This is a genomic window from Pseudomonas sp. NUPR-002, from assembly GCF_056322725.1.
On sequence record NZ_CM150476.1, the window covers coordinates 3,974,702 to 3,989,419 of the forward strand.

The following is a 14,718-nucleotide window of genomic DNA, read 5'->3' on the forward strand; positions in this document are numbered from 1 at the left end:
AAAAAAAGCCGACTGTATCATTGCCCGCCCGCCAACACCCGCGCCGCTTAACGTTACACCGCGACTATAGTTATCAATCCGGCCCGATGCGTTCTCCGATCAGCGTTTCTGCTTAACCGATGGCGTCCCCCCCCCTTCAATGCAGGACACCCGGATGTGTGGAAGACTCAGCCAGTACCATGGCATTCACGACTTCGTCGACGCCCTGAGCATGCCCGACGCCCTGGCCAATCAAGTCGGTGACCAGCCCTTGGCGCACTACAACGTCGCGCCCAGCACGCAAGTGGCGGTTTTCATCCCGGGTCAGGCGCGCTGGCTACGCTGGGGATGGCGCCCGCACTGGGCCCAGGACCGCGCGCCACCGATCAATGCACGGCTTGAGAAAGTCGCACACTCACCCTTCTTTCGCGCGATCTGGGGGCAACGCCTGATCGTACCGGTCGATGGCTGGTTCGAGTGGGTTGATGAAGGCCAGGCGAAAAAGCAGCCCTACTACATCCACCGTCGCGATGGCCGGCCGGTTTTTTGTGCCGGCATTGGCCAATGGCGCGGCGCCGAGGACGATGGCTTTGTCATCATCACCGCGGACAGCGAGGGCGGCATGGTGGATATTCACGACCGCAGGCCTGTGGTGCTGGCACCCGAGTGGGCCAGCGCCTGGTTGAACCCCGACGCTAGCAAAGAGCAGGCGCAACAGATGCTGCTGAACCTGGGAGAACCGTCAGAAGCCTTCGACTGGTACCGGGTCGACAAAGCCGTCGGTAACGTGCGTAACCAGGGTGCCGAGCTGCTCAGGCCGACTGCGTGATGACCTGAACCGTCTCACATCAACATTCCCCACCTAATTTTCTGCCAGACTTGCACCCTTCACGAATCAGGAAGATTGCATGAACGACGAATTGCTCTGGGTGCTTGGCCTGCTGTTTACCAGCGTAGTCTTGTTCATCGCCAACCGGCCACGCATGGATGTGGTGGCGCTGCTGGTCATTGTGGCCTTGCCGCTCACCGGCATCCTTACCGTGCAGGAGGCGCTGGCCGGTTTCAGCGACCCCAACGTGGTGTTGATCGCCGCGCTGTTTGTGATCGGTGAAGGCCTGGTGCGTACCGGGATCGCCTATCGCATCGGCGAATGGATGGCCGATCGCGCAGGCAACAGTGAAGTTCGCCTGCTGGTGCTGTTGATGGTCTGCGTGGCCGGGCTGGGCTCGGTGATGAGCTCGACCGGGGTGGTGGCGATCTTCATTCCGGTGGTGTTGAGCATTGCCGCGCGCATGAAGGTGTCGCCCAGCCGCCTGATGATGCCCTTGAGTTTTGCCGGTTTGATCAGCGGCATGCTCAGCCTGGTCGCCACGCCGCCGAACGTGGTGGTGCACAGTGAACTGGTGCGGCATGGCGAAGGCGGCTTCAATTTTTTCAGCTTTACCCCGTTCGGCCTGGTGATCCTGGTACTGGGTATCGGCTACATGCTCCTGACCCGCCACTGGCTCAGCGGTGAAGTGCGCAAAGACGGCACCCCGCAGACCCGGCGCACCCTGCTCGACCTGATCATCGACTACAAACTGGCGGGCCGCGAACGGCGTCTGCGCGTACGCCCAGACTCGCCCTTGATCGGCCATAGCCTCAGCGAGCTGAAATTGCGCACCGTGCATGGCGCCAACGTGGTGGGTATCGAACGCCAGCACAAGTTCACCACCCGGGTGATCAGTCCAGACTCCAGCACCACCGTGCACGAAGGTGATGTGCTGTTGCTCGACCTGTTCGCCCCGCGTGACGATTTGCGCAGCCTGTGCCAAAGCATGAAGCTCGAACCCCTGCACTTCAAAGGCGCGTACTTTATCGATCAGTCCCACGCCGTGGGCATGGCCGAAGTGGCGATCGTGCCCGGCTCGCAACTGATCGGCAAAAGCGTGCTGGAGCTGAATTTCCGCACCCGCTGGGACCTCAACGTGGTCGGTTTGCGACGCGGCCAGAGTGCGATTGAAGAGCAACTGGTGGAAGAAAAACTCAAGCTCGGCGACACCTTGCTGGTGATCGGCCCGTGGAAATCTGTGCGCCAGTTGCAGGCCCAACCGCGAGACTTTCTGGTACTGAGCTTGCCGGCCGAAGTCGATAACGTCGCCCCGGCCCTGAACCAGGCGCCCTATGCGCTGATCAGCCTGGCAGTCATGGTTGGCCTGATGATCAGCGGCGTGGTGCCGAACGTCATCGCCGCGCTGATCGCCTGCCTGTTGATGGGCGCCGGGCGCTGCATCGACATGAACAGCGCCTACCGCGCGATCCACTGGCAAAGCCTGATCCTGATTGTCGGCATGCTGCCGTTTGCCCTGGCCTTGCAGAAAACCGGCGGGATCGCCATCGCCGTGAACCTGCTGGTGCAACTGCTCGGCGAGGCCGGGCCGTACATGATCCTCGCCTGCCTGTTTACCATTACTGCGCTGATCGGGCTGTTCATTTCCAACACCGCCACCGCGGTACTGATGGCCCCGGTAGCGGTCAGTACCGCTGAACACTTGGGGGCATCGCCCTACCCGTTCGCGATGATTGTCGCCCTGGCAGCTTCGGCGGCGTTCATGACGCCGGTGTCGTCACCGGTCAACACCCTGGTGCTGGGGCCCGGTCAGTACCGCTTCGCCGACTTCGTCAAAGTCGGCGTGCCCTTCACCGTGCTGGTGATGGTCGTCAGCGTGTTCATGGTGCCGTGGATTTTTGCCCTGTGAAGGCGGCGGCGTTTTGCTGCTTGAGGCTGATGGCCGCTTCGCGCCAGTCCTGTGCCCAACCATCGAGCACGCCCTTGAGATTGTCGGCGGTCATCACCTGATCGTCGTTCTCCAGCGGCAGGCCGGTGCCTTTGCGCACCACCTCGGCAACCACCGCACGCGTACCGCCGTCGAGGAAGGCTGCTTCGGTGGCGATCACGCTGTCCAGGTCGCGAATACCGACAGCACTGCTGACCCCGGCCGCCACCAGGGTCACTGGCAGGTACTCATAGAAATGCAGTGACTGGGTGTGGGCACCCACCGAGGTAATCGCCGGGCGCACGATCAAGGTATTGGGCCCAGGTTGCTCGACCAGATTCAGCACCTTGCCCAATTCGCGCTTGAGCGCCACATCGTAGTAGGCGGTAACCGCCTTCAGCGTCGAGTCGGGAATTTGCGCACTGGCTTTCGGTTGCGGGTAGAACTGGCTCGGCGCGATATAGACTTGGGTGTAGCGCTCCACACGCAGCTTGGGGCTGATCCAGCGCAGCACTGACTCACCCGAGGCGGTCTTGTGCTCGCTCAACTGGTCATAATCGCGCAAAAAGCCGGAATACTCCTTGGGCGACACCCGGGTCTGGCTACAACCGACCATCAACAGCGACAGGCACAGCGCTGGCGCGAAGATCTGCTTACGCATGCTGAGCGCTCCCGGACGGCTGGCTGGCGGGTCTTGGTGCGGTACCGGAGCGCTCCACCTGCAGTTGCCCACTGGCCATGATCCAGTTCACCAGTTCGTTCAGCGGTACCTTATAGCTGTACTCCATCCATTGATTGCTGCTGGGGCTGTAGCGCTCGAAGTAATGGCTGAGGATCATGTGCGTGCCTTCGCTGCAAAGCCCCAAGCGCGAATCCTGATAACTGAGCAGTGCGTTACGCCACAGATCCTGCGTGCGCAGGTCGAGGGTCAGCGCTTGGCTGCAGTCAAGGCCGTCGATGGGTGGTTGTGCCTGCATGGAAAATTCCCTTGGTTTGGAGTGCCGACAGCATCACCCAAGGCCTTTGCTGGCAGATGTCTGTTTTGTTTCGCCGCTGCAGTTTTATTGCGTGATTGAAATATATGACCAACGCCGCAGAATGGTTTTAGATACACACTTTTTACGCCCCACTGGACCTGAACGTGAGCAGACTGCTGATCGTCGATGACGATGTGGAAATTTGCGCCCTGCTGAAGAAGTTCTTTGTCATGCATGGCTACGAAGTCGACCTGGCTGCCAATGGCACGGCCATGTGGGCGGCTATCGAACAACAGCGCCCTGACACCATCATTCTCGACTTGATGCTGCCCGGTGAGAGCGGCCTGAACCTGTGCCAGAAGCTGCGCGTCAGCACCGGCATCCCGATCATCATGCTCACGGCCATGGACGAGCTGAGCGACCGCATTGTCGGCCTGGAACTGGGCGCCGATGACTACCTGGGCAAACCCTTCGATGCCCGCGAACTGCTGGCCCGCTTGCGTGCCGTGCAGCGCCGCGCCGGCGAGCAATTGCGCCCGCTGAGCGAAGAAACCCGGCCGGTGATCCGCTTTGACGACTGGCAGCTGGATGTCACCCGCCGCGAACTGCGCACGCCACAAGGGGTGATGGTGCCGTTGTCGGCCGGTGAGTTCGATTTGCTGCTGGTGTTTCTCGAACATCCGCAGCGCATCCTCACCCGCGAGCAGTTGATCGATCTGGCCCGCGGACAGGGCCACGAGGCTTACGACCGCAGCATCGACGTGCAGGTCAGCCGCCTGCGTCGCAAGATCGAACCCGACAGCAAGCGCCCGGCGCTGATTCGCACGGTGCGTAACGGCGGCTATCTGTTCGACGCCAAGGTCAGCCGCACATGATTCGCCTGGGCCTGCACCACGACAGCATCAGCCGCCGCATTGCCTTGACCATCATCGCCGCCATGCTGATTTCAGTGGCGCTGAACATCCTGTTCGTACAGTTGGCCGGCGTCTGGGCCCAACCACCGCTGGCCAAGACCGGGCTGCTCGAACAGATTGCCGTCTCCACGCGGGTGCTGGAGGCCGCGCCCGTCAGCCAACGTGCGCAACTGGCCGAAGCGGCGAGCACCCCCATCCTGCATGTGCAATGGAGCGCGCAGCGTGATGCCTTCGGCTTGCCCGGCCCCGGCGACCTGATTGACCCGCAATCGGTGCCCACGCTGTCGCAGCAACTTGCCACTATGCCGCTGCGGCTTGAAGCCTACCAGCCCAGCAATTGGCCAGCAGACGACCCCGACGCCCACTACAAACTGGTCATGCAACTGGCCGACCACAGCTGGTTGGCGTTCACCCCGCCCTACCGCAGCTGGGGCCTGAGCACGGGTATGCGCATAGCCATCATTGGCCTGTTGGCCTTGGTCGCCGCGCTGTTGGTCGCCTGGGTCGGCACGCGCCAGCTGGCCGGCCCCCTGCAGCGTTTCGCCCGCGCTGCACGGCGATTCGGCAGCGACCTGCGCGCGCCGCCCATCGCCCTGGAAGGCCCCCATGAACTGCGCCAGGCGATCACCGCCTTCAACACCATGCAGGCACAGATCCAGCACTTCATTGCTGAACGCACGCAAATGCTTGCGGCCATTTCCCACGACCTGCGCGCGCCGTTGACGCGCATGCGCCTGCGTGGCGAATTCATTGAAGACGCCGAGCAACAGCGCAAGTTGTTCCGTGATGTCGATGAAATGCAGAGCATGATCAATGCCGCGTTGAGCTTCTTCCGCGACGAAACCCGCCTGGAAACCACCACGCCGTTCGACCTGGCTGAACTGCTGCACACCCTGGTCGACGATTACCGCGATCAGCAGATTGCAGTGGACTTCGAAGGCCCGGCGAATCTGGTGTATCTCGGTCGGCCACTGGGGTTGAAACGCGCGGTAACAAACCTGATCGACAACGCGGTCAAATATGCCCAGCCACCGACGATTCGCCTGAGCAGCAATAGCCACAGCCTGTTCATCGAGATACGCGATCGCGGCCCGGGCATTCCACAGGCTGCGCTGGACGATGTGTTTGTACCGTTTTTCCGCCTGGAAAGTTCACGCAATCGCGACACCGGTGGCGTCGGCCTGGGCTTGCCATCGGCGCGCACGGCGGTCCGCGAACAAGGTGGCGAGTTGACCCTGCGCAACGCGCCGGGTGGTGGTTTGTTGGCCTGTATCGAACTGCCGCGGGGCAATGAATGATTGTCTGCAGCGTTAACGTCCACTTAACGGCAGGCCCTTAGATTAGGGTTTCTTCCCTTCAGAACGTCGACTTTGGCTCACCTTGTGTGAGCCTTTTTTTTGGTTTTTCACGGATTTCCGGGGCAGGATTGGCTTTGGGGGCTGCGAGCTTATCCAATAGCTGTGGTGGCACCACTGGCCCCTTCCGCCCTTACGGCGGCCTACTTTTTCTTGGAAAAGTAGGCAAACCGCTCGCTCCTGCATCCGGCCCTACGCTTCGCTCCGGGTTCCTTCGCTCCGGCATTGCTCCCGCGAGGACCGCGATAACGCGCGCGCAAAGCAAAAGCAAAGCGACAAGCCCCCACAACCGTAACTTAGCGACTTCACGAGGCCGAGTGTAGGTGACTGGAGGGCTTGTCACGGTGGGAGCGGGCTTGCCCCGCGATTTGCTGTATCGCGCCAGATCGCGGGACAAGCCCGCTCCTACCGGTAGGGCTTGCTCCGAAATTCCACGAGGAAACCAAAAACCGAACGGATGGTCTGAGCAGTACCCTCCCAACCGCTGTGCGGATCAAGGAACCACAGTGCTGAAACATCTGACCCGATTCGCCGTGATCACCACGATTCTGGCCACATCCGGCTGCTACTACCACGACTACGACCGCGACGATCATCGCTGGGACCGCGACCACCGCTACTCCCGTGATTGGGATGACGACCGCGATGATCGCGATCATCGCCAATACAACAAACGCTATCGCGACGACGACCGTTATCGTTACTACGACAACGACCGCCGTCGCGACCGGGATGATGACGACGACGATGATGATTGATCATCGGTAGGAGCGGGCTTGCCCCGCGATTGCGATTTATCTGTCACATCGCCTCGCGAGGCAAGCCCGCTCCCACCCGTATCAGATCTCCCAGATGACGTTGACGGCCGCGTAGCGCCCAGGCTGGGTCAGGCGGTCCAGACCTGCCGCGTTCTCATCGCGGCCTTGCACGTCACCCCAGTTCCAGTACTTCTTGTCGGTGAGGTTGAACAAGCCGCCGTTGATCGCCACCTGATCGGTAACCTGCCACCAGGCATTGAGGTCGAGTACGCCATAGCCAGGGGTTTCAAACTGGCGGTCGATCAGCAAGTCGGCATCGCCGGTGTGGTCAACACGGTCCTTGGCTTGCACCAGGGTCCAGGTCAACTGTCCACCATAGACACCACTCGGAGCATCGTAGCCCAGGCCGAGCACAGCCTTCAGCGGGTCGACGCTGTTGAGCGCCTGTCCGGTCTCTTCATCCTTGCCACGGGCATAGGCAATCGAACCCAGGGCGCGAGTACCGGTCGGCAGGAAGGCATCGAGTTTGATGTCACCTTTAGCCTCGGCACCACGGATGGTGACTTTGTTGACGTTGAGTGGCTGGAAGGTCAACAGGCCGGTGCCGTTTGGATCAGGCACGGTTTCGGTAGAGATGAAGTCTTTGTACTTGTTGTAGAACAGCGCGACACCAAAGCTGCCGAGGTCGTAGCGACCACGCAGACCGACCTCGAAGCTGTTGCTGGTTTCCGGCTTCAGGTCCGGGTTACCGATTTGCTGATAGCCGAACTGCGGGTTGCTGAACTCACCGTACATGTTCACCGGGCTCGGTGCACGGAAGCCGGCGGCGTACTGCCCGTAGACACTTTCATGCTCGGTCAGCTGATAGGTGACGGCAAACTTGGGCGAGAAGTGATCGTCGGTGATCCGCGACGGGTCGGTCTCGGCTGGCAGGCCGTTGAGGAATTCATCGGTGACGTGCGGGGTCTGACGGTAGTAGTCGTAACGCAGGCCCGGCAGCAAGGTCCAGCGGCCGATCTCGATGCTGTCCTGCACGAACAAGCCCAGGGATTCGCTGGTCGGATCCGGGAAGTCGCTGACCGGGAAGTTCTCGGTGGCCGGCACGGTTGCACCGGTGTCCAGACGCACTTCACTGCCTTTACGCAGGTTGCTGGCCTCGATGCGTTTGACTTCAGCACCGTAGATCATGTGGTGACGGGTATCACCGACCGCGAACTGTTTGTCCGCCTGGGTGTTCAGGCTCCACAGACGCTCATCGTACTGCGAGTCGCGGGAACGAATACGGTTGACCCCGGTAGCGGTCTGGCGCTGCTGCAGGGTTTTCTGGTTATTGTTGCTCTCTTGATAATTGAGCTGCCACTTCACCTGGTCGGCCAGCAAGCTGTCCAGGCTCAGCGTGTGCTCAAGGCTGTAGCGGTCACGGTCGATGCTGTCCTTGGCTTGCGAGCCGAGAATCGCCGGGCTGGTGAAGGTTGCACGTGAGGTGATGTCGCTGAGCAGGTTGCTGTTGGCGTCGTCTTGATAGCGCTCGTAGGTGAACTGCAGGCGGTCACCGTCGGCGTAATCCCAGCCCAGCTTGGCCAGCAGGTTTTCGGTGGTGTAGTCGAGCGGGTTGGCTTCTTCACGCGAACTGCCGACGCCGCCATTGCCACCCCAGGTATCGGTGGACTGACCGTCACGACGGCCCAGGTGCAACAAACCGTCAACCGTGCCAGTGCGGCCAGCGAAGGTAGCGCTGCGCTGCCAACTGTCATCGCTGCCGTCATAGCCGGTTTTGAAACGGGCGTAGGTGTCATCACCCTCTTCGAGGTAATCCGCCGCGTCCTTGGTCAGGAAGCTGACCGCACCGCCAATCGCATCGCTGCCGTACAGCGAAGAGGCCGGGCCACGAATAATCTCGACCTGCTTGATGGTGTCGAGGTCAACGTAGTTGCTGCGCACGTCCTGGAACGGGCTGAAGAAGTTGCTTTGCGGAACCCGCACGCCATCGACCTGGGTCAGCACGCGGTTGCCATCGATACCGCGGATGTTGGCACCGGAAAGACCGAAGCGGCTGCCTGTACCACTGACCGAAACACCCGGCTCGTAGCGCACCAGGTCCTTGAGGTCTTTGTCGTTGTGCTGATCGATTTCACGTTCGTTGTGGACCGACACCGTGCTCGGCACCTGCAGCAGCGTTTGCTCGGTGCGCGTTGCCGTGACGCTGACGGTATCGAACTGGGTGACGGGCTCGGCAGCCAGGGCCAGCGATGGCGAAAGCAGCAGCAAGGCAAGCCAGGAACGCTGGGGAAATGGCGGGCGGATCGACATCTAACTTAACTCCTGATGGTCAGGCCCGCTGCGACACGCGCCAGGGCTGACGGGGATGTGTTGGATTTTGTTGTGAATTGAGCAATGACCCCTTTCTGTGAAGGGTGTTGCTGTAAACGATTCTCAATGGCAGCGGCGGCGACAATAACCAGCTTGACTTACAAATGCAAATTATTACCATATGCATTCTTAATTAATAAAAACTGAGCGTGCATGAAGCAACCTTGGGGCTACCTGCTACTGTCCGTCGCGCTGCATGCCAGCGCGGGCTGGCTGCTGCACGCGCTACAGGCAGAGCCCGAACCGCTGGCAATGCAGGCACCGATGGCCATTCAGTTGGTGAGCCTGGCGCCTGCCGCACAAGCCGTGCCTGCTGCCCCTGCCCGCCCACAACCAACGCCGCGACCGGCGCAAGCACCCGTCCAGCCACCCAAGGTGGCTACGCCCATCAAGCCTACCCCTGCAGTGGCCAAGGCCGTGCCGGTCAAACCCGCACCTGCAATCGCCAAAGCAGCACCATCGCCGCGCAGCGAACCGCGCCCAACTCAAACCGCCGCTGCTGCCGATACAGCTCGCCCCAGCCCAACACCACCGACACCGGCACGTATCGCCAGTGCACCGGTACCTGTTGCGGCGCCGTCCACACCAGTGCTCAGCCTGCGCCCCAGTTTTATCAGCCCGCCACCGCCGCCCCGCTACCCGTCGCAGGCACGCCGGCGCAACCAGCAGGGAATTGTTCGGGTCGAGGTGTGCCTGGATGAGCGCGGCAAGCAACTGAAGCTGACCCTGGTGCGTTCCTCGGGCGTGGCCAGTCTCGATCAAGCGGCACTCGATGCCGTGACCACGTGGCGTTTTCGTCCGGAAATAGTCGACGGCCGGGCCGTGCCCAGCCGCGTTGAAATACCAATAGAATTCGCCCTGACGGCGAACCGATGACCCTGAAGGAGTTCACCATGACTGCCCCCACTCGCGCCCTGACCACTGGCCCTGCGCTGTACCAGCAGTGGCAACAACTGCGCGCTGAACACTCCGGCCTGCGCGCCCGCGACGCCGCCGCCAAGCTCGGCGTCAGCGAAGCCGAACTGACCGCCAGCCGCCTGGGTGTCGATACCGTGCGCCTGCGTCCTGAATGGGCGACCCTGCTGCCGGCACTCGGCGAGCTGGGCTACATCATGGCGCTGACCCGCAACGAGCACTGCGTGCATGAACGCAAAGGCGTCTATCACGAAGTGACCATCATGGGCAGCGGCCAGATGGGCATGGTGCTGTCGCCCGACATCGACCTGCGCCTGTTCCTCAGCGGCTGGGCCAGCGTGTTCGCCGTCGACGAAAGTACCGCGCGGGGCCCGCAGCGCAGCATCCAGGTCTTCGACCGCCAGGGCACTGCAGTGCACAAGGTGTTCCTCACCGCCACCAGCGAAGAGTCCGCCTGGGCACCGCTGGTTGAACGCTTCCGTGCAGAGGAACAAAGCGCCGAGCTCGACCTGCAACCGCTGCCAGTCGCCAAGGCCCCTCGCGCCGACGCCGAGGTCGATGCCCAGACCCTGCGCACCCAGTGGTCAGAGCTTCAGGACACCCACGATTTCTTCGCCCTGCTCAAGCGCAACGACGTCGCGCGCACCCAGGCCCTGCGCCTGGCCGGTCCGCAGTGGGCCGAGCCGCTGGCCACGGTCGAGCTGACCAACCTGATTGAAGAAGCCGGCAAACGCGAAGTGCCGATCATGGTCTTCGTCGGTAACAAACACTGCATTCAGATTCACTCAGGCCCGGTCAGCAACCTGCGCTGGATGGACACCTGGTTCAACGTGCTGGACCCGGCGTTCAATCTGCACTTGAAGACCACCGGGATCACCGAGCTGTGGCGTGTACGCAAGCCGAGCGTCGATGGTATCGTCACCAGCTACGAGGGCTTCGATGCCGACGGCGAGCTGGTCATCCAATTGTTCGGTGTACGCAAACCGGGCGTGCCAGAGCGTGACGACTGGCGTGCACTGGCCGAGTCCGCGACTCCGATGACCGCCTGAGGAAACTCCTAGATGCGTAAGAAAATTCTCCTGGCCTGCGCTGGCGTGCTGTTCAGCCAGCTGGCCAGCGCCAGCGACGCCCTGCCCCAGCGCTGGGTCAGTGCCGGTGGTGCGTTCAGCGAATGGGTGGTCGCCCTGGGGGGCGAGAGCAAGCTGATTGGCGTCGACAGCACCAGCCAGCACCCGAGCTCATTGCATAAGCTGCCCAGCATCGGCTACCAGCGCCAGCTGGCGGCCGAGGGCATTCTCGCCCTGCGCCCGGACATCCTCGTCGGCAGCAATGAAATGGGACCGCCACCGGTACTGGAACAACTCAAGGCCGCCGGTGTGCGTATTGAATTGCTGTCGGCCAAAGCCGAAGTACCGGCGCTGCAACACAACCTGACGGCTTTGGGTCAATTGTTGGGCAAGCAGGATCAAGCACAGACCCTGATCAACGACTACAAGCAACGCCTGCAACAACAGGCAGCAGCGGTGAAGCAGGCGCAACAGCAATACCCGGCCCCCCGAGTGCTGATGCTGCTCAGCCACTCCGGTGGCAACCTGCAGGTAGCTGGCAAGGACACCCTGGCCGCGTGGATGATCGATCAGGCTGGCGGCAAGGTTCTGGGCGATCACATCGGCTATAAACCGGTGTCCAGCGAAGCGATGCTGGCCCTCGACCCGCAAGTGATCATCTTCGCCAGCAGCCGTTTGCAAGGCGATGCGGCCCGGGCCACGTTGCTTGAACAGAACCCGGTGCTGGCGCAAACCCAGGCCGGTCGTGACGGCCGGGTGCTGGTGATCGATCCGACCCTGCTGGTGGGCGGCCTCGGGCCTCGGGTTCCGCAAGCACTGTCGACCTTGACGGCAGCGTTCTACCCGAACGCCAAGGCGCTGAGTACTGAGGCGGGCCAATGACGGCAATTGTCCGACCGCGGCCAATGCTGCTTGCGTTGGGGCTGTTGCTGGTAGTGATCGTCTGGTTGTCGCTGGCCCTCGGGCCAGTCAGCCTGCCACTGGGTGAAACGCTCAAGGCCGGGCTGCGTCTGCTCGGCCTGTCGCTGGATGGCGATGCCACACAGCAAGCCGACCTGATCCTGGGGCAGATTCGCATGCCGCGGACCTTGCTCGGGATCACTGTCGGTGCAGTGCTGGCGTTATCCGGGGTGGCGATGCAGGGCTTGTTCCGCAACCCCCTGGCTGACCCAGGCCTGGTCGGTGTTTCCGGCGGGGCGGCACTGGGCGCGGCAATCGCCATCGTTGGCGGCAGCATGCTGGGCGGTTTGCCACCGGCTATCGAGCCTTATGTGCTGTCGGCCTGCGCCTTCATCGGCGGCCTGATTGTGACAGCTGTGGTGTATCGCTTCGGCCGTCGCAACGGGCAAACCAACGTTGCCACCATGCTTCTGGCCGGTGTGGCAATGACCGCCATGGCTGGCGCCGGGGTTGGCCTGTTCACCTACCTGGCGGATGACGCCACCCTGCGCACCCTGACCTTCTGGAACCTGGGCAGCCTCAATGGCGCCAGCTACCAGCGCCTGTGGCCGCTGCTGATTGTTGGCGTCGGCGTCGCCTTGTGGCTGCCGCGCCGCGCAACAGCGCTGAATGCGTTGCTGCTGGGCGAGTCGGAAGCCCGCCACCTGGGCTTCGATGTCGAACGCATCAAGCTGGAATTGGTGGTGTGTACCGCCCTGGGTGTCGGCGCTGCAGTCGCGGCGGCGGGCCTGATCGGCTTTATTGGCCTGGTGGTGCCACACCTGATGCGCCTGCTGGTCGGCCCCGACCATCGCGTACTGCTGCCCGCCTCGTTACTGGCTGGCGCCGGTCTGCTGCTGTTGGCCGACCTGATCGCCCGTTTGCTACTGGCACCAGCGGAACTGCCGATCGGTATCGTCACGGCATTGATTGGTGCGCCGTTCTTCCTCTTCTTGCTGGTACGAGGGCGCTCCTGATGCTCGAAGCAGACAACCTGCTGGTACGGCGCGGGCAACGCACCGTACTGGCCAACGTCAGTGTGCAACTGCGCCCTGGTGAAGTGCTCGGCGTGCTTGGGCCTAACGGCGCGGGCAAGAGCACCCTGCTCGCCGCGTTGTGCGGTGAGCTGGCGCTCAGCGAAGGCACGGTCAGCCTTGAAAAGCGCGCACTGGCCGACTGGCCCGGTCAGGAACGCGCCAAGCGCCTGGCAGTGCTGCCGCAAAGCTCAAGCCTGAACTTCGCGTTTTCGGTCAATGAAGTGGTCGGCATGGGGCGCCTGCCCTACGCCACTGGCCGCGTGCGTGACGCCGAAATCGTCATCGAAGCACTCAGGGCCGCCGACGCCCTGCACCTGGCCGAGCGCAGCTACCTGGCACTGTCAGGCGGCGAGCGACAACGGGTACACCTGGCCAGGGTCTTGGCCCAGCTGTGGCCGGGGGCCGATGGGCAAACCCTGCTGCTCGACGAACCGACCTCGATGCTCGACCCGCTGCACCAGCACACCATTTTGCAAGCGGTGCGCGACTTCGCTGAACGAGGCGCGGCGGTGATGGTGATCCTCCACGACCTCAATCTCGCTGCGCGTTACTGCGATCAACTGCTGTTGCTGCAAGACGGCCTGCCCCACGCCTATGGCCCACCGGCCGAGGTGCTGACCACCGATGCGCTGGCAGCGGTGTATGGCCTGCAGGTGCTGATTCAACAGCACCCGGAACGCGGCCACCCATTGATCATCGCCCGCTGAATCGCCCCCTCGTCACGCCGTGATCGAGGGGCAACTACTTAGCAAGGAATTCCGATGCGCCTTCTGATGCTCTGCCTGGTCAGCCTGTTGGCGGCCTGCCAATCCCACTCGGTACTGCCGCCCCCGGCGCCCATCGCGCCCGAAGGGCGTGAACATGCCGAGCTGGGCGTGATCCGCGAACTGGCTACCGGCCAGACCCTGACCCCACAACAACTGATCGATCGCCTGGCCAAGGCGCCGCGCGTGCTGGTCGGTGAGCAGCACGACAACCCCGATCATCATGCGATACAGCTGTGGCTGTTGCGCGAGCTGGCCAGCCAACGCCCGCAAGGCAGCCTGCTGCTGGAAATGCTCAACCCGGACCAGCAAGCCAAGGTCGATGCGGCGCAAGCGGCCACCCGTGCAGGCAATCCACCCAGCGACGCATTCCAGGCCCTGGCCTGGCAGGCCAACTGGGACTGGGGGCTGTACGGCGCGATCGTGACCTATGCCCTGCACCAGCCTTACCCGCTGCTTTCGGCCAACCTCAACCGTGCGCAAATCATGCAGATCTACAAGCAGCGCCCGGTGCTTGAAGGCAGTGCCTCGACCCGCCCAGTGGTGCAGGCAACCTTGCTCGACGATATCCGCGAATCGCATTGTGGCTTGCTGCCCGAAGCTCAAATGCCAGCCATGCTGGCGGTGCAACAGCAGCGTGATCGGCGCATGGCCGAAAGCCTGCTGGCCGCTCCAACCCCTGCCGTGTTGCTGGCTGGAGCCTTCCATGTGCGCAAGGATCTGGGCGTGCCGTTGCACTTGAGCGATCTGGGTGCTGGCGAAGGCAGCCAGGTGTTGATTCTGGCCGAAGTAGGTAAAACCGTAAGCGCCGAAAGTGCTGACTATGTGTGGTACACCGCGGCACAACCGGCACAAGACCACTGCGCCAAACTGCGCCGCTGAATCCT

14 protein-coding genes are annotated in these 14,718 nt (G+C 62.5%); 11 read left to right on the plus strand and 3 right to left on the minus strand.

The genetic code is table 11. The annotated features are described in order from the left end of the window. The first annotated feature begins 154 nt into the window (after positions 1–154). Positions 155–808, plus strand: a complete 654-nt coding sequence (locus ACVWSC_RS18030; protein WP_442108318.1) for an SOS response-associated peptidase — start codon at positions 155–157, stop codon at positions 806–808. A gap of 79 nt (positions 809–887) precedes the next feature. Then, entirely contained in the window at positions 888–2,717 is a 1,830-nt protein-coding gene (locus ACVWSC_RS18035; protein WP_442108320.1) for an SLC13 family permease, read from the plus strand. Here the strand turns inward: ACVWSC_RS18035 and ACVWSC_RS18040 are convergent. Then, entirely contained in the window at positions 2,689–3,396 is a 708-nt protein-coding gene (locus tag ACVWSC_RS18040) for a DUF3313 domain-containing protein (protein WP_442108322.1), read from the minus strand. The genes ACVWSC_RS18035 and ACVWSC_RS18040 overlap by 29 nt on opposite strands. Beyond that, entirely contained in the window at positions 3,389–3,712 is a 324-nt protein-coding gene (locus ACVWSC_RS18045; RefSeq protein ID WP_442108324.1) for a hypothetical protein, read from the minus strand. Before ACVWSC_RS18045 ends, ACVWSC_RS18040 begins: the two co-directional genes overlap by 8 nt. 164 nt (positions 3,713–3,876) lie before the next feature. Here ACVWSC_RS18045 and ACVWSC_RS18050 point away from each other — a divergent pair, with 164 nt between their 5' ends. The 3 genes from ACVWSC_RS18050 to ACVWSC_RS18060 all read left to right on the plus strand — a co-directional run bounded on the left by ACVWSC_RS18050 (position 3,877) and on the right by ACVWSC_RS18060 (position 6,739). Next, positions 3,877–4,587, plus strand: a complete 711-nt coding sequence (locus ACVWSC_RS18050) for a response regulator (protein ID WP_442108326.1) — start codon at positions 3,877–3,879, stop codon at positions 4,585–4,587. Next, on the plus strand, positions 4,584–5,924 hold the full coding sequence (locus ACVWSC_RS18055; RefSeq protein ID WP_442108328.1) for a sensor histidine kinase: 1,341 nt from the start codon (positions 4,584–4,586) through the stop codon (positions 5,922–5,924). Before ACVWSC_RS18050 ends, ACVWSC_RS18055 begins: the two co-directional genes overlap by 4 nt. Positions 5,925–6,487: 563 nt before the next feature. Then, positions 6,488–6,739, plus strand: coding sequence for a hypothetical protein (locus ACVWSC_RS18060; protein ID WP_177494555.1), 252 nt, complete (start codon positions 6,488–6,490; stop codon positions 6,737–6,739). Positions 6,740–6,820: 81 nt separating this feature from the next. On the opposite strand, the gene ACVWSC_RS18065 is transcribed toward ACVWSC_RS18060, so the two are convergent. Further along, positions 6,821–9,049: a TonB-dependent hemoglobin/transferrin/lactoferrin family receptor gene (locus ACVWSC_RS18065; protein WP_442108331.1), complete on the minus strand. Its 2,229-nt coding sequence runs from the start codon at positions 9,047–9,049 to the stop codon at positions 6,821–6,823. A gap of 213 nt (positions 9,050–9,262) precedes the next feature. On the opposite strand from ACVWSC_RS18065, the gene ACVWSC_RS18070 reads away from it, so the two are divergent. Genes ACVWSC_RS18070 through ACVWSC_RS18095 form a run of 6 tightly spaced genes read left to right on the plus strand, consistent with a single transcriptional unit; the run spans position 9,263 to position 14,713 of the window. Continuing rightward, a complete protein-coding gene (locus ACVWSC_RS18070) occupies positions 9,263–9,985 on the plus strand; it encodes an energy transducer TonB (RefSeq protein ID WP_442108333.1) in 723 nt (240 codons plus the stop codon). A 17-nt stretch (positions 9,986–10,002) separates the two neighbouring features. Then, positions 10,003–11,073: a hemin-degrading factor gene (locus ACVWSC_RS18075; protein ID WP_442108335.1), complete on the plus strand. Its 1,071-nt coding sequence runs from the start codon at positions 10,003–10,005 to the stop codon at positions 11,071–11,073. 12 nt (positions 11,074–11,085) lie between these two features. Continuing rightward, the gene (locus tag ACVWSC_RS18080; RefSeq protein ID WP_442108337.1) at positions 11,086–11,973 is read left to right on the plus strand and encodes a heme/hemin ABC transporter substrate-binding protein; all 888 of its coding nucleotides are present in this window, start codon (positions 11,086–11,088) and stop codon (positions 11,971–11,973) included. Beyond that, complete coding sequence (locus ACVWSC_RS18085; RefSeq protein WP_442108339.1) at positions 11,970–13,007, plus strand: FecCD family ABC transporter permease; 1,038 nt, start codon at positions 11,970–11,972, stop codon at positions 13,005–13,007. The genes ACVWSC_RS18080 and ACVWSC_RS18085 overlap by 4 nt, the downstream gene beginning before the upstream one ends. Further along, positions 13,007–13,774, plus strand: a complete 768-nt coding sequence (locus ACVWSC_RS18090; RefSeq protein ID WP_442108341.1) for a heme ABC transporter ATP-binding protein — start codon at positions 13,007–13,009, stop codon at positions 13,772–13,774. Before ACVWSC_RS18085 ends, ACVWSC_RS18090 begins: the two co-directional genes overlap by 1 nt. A 54-nt stretch (positions 13,775–13,828) precedes the next feature. Continuing rightward, a complete protein-coding gene (locus tag ACVWSC_RS18095) occupies positions 13,829–14,713 on the plus strand; it encodes a ChaN family lipoprotein (RefSeq protein ID WP_442108343.1) in 885 nt (294 codons plus the stop codon). The last annotated feature ends 5 nt before the right edge of the window (positions 14,714–14,718 follow it).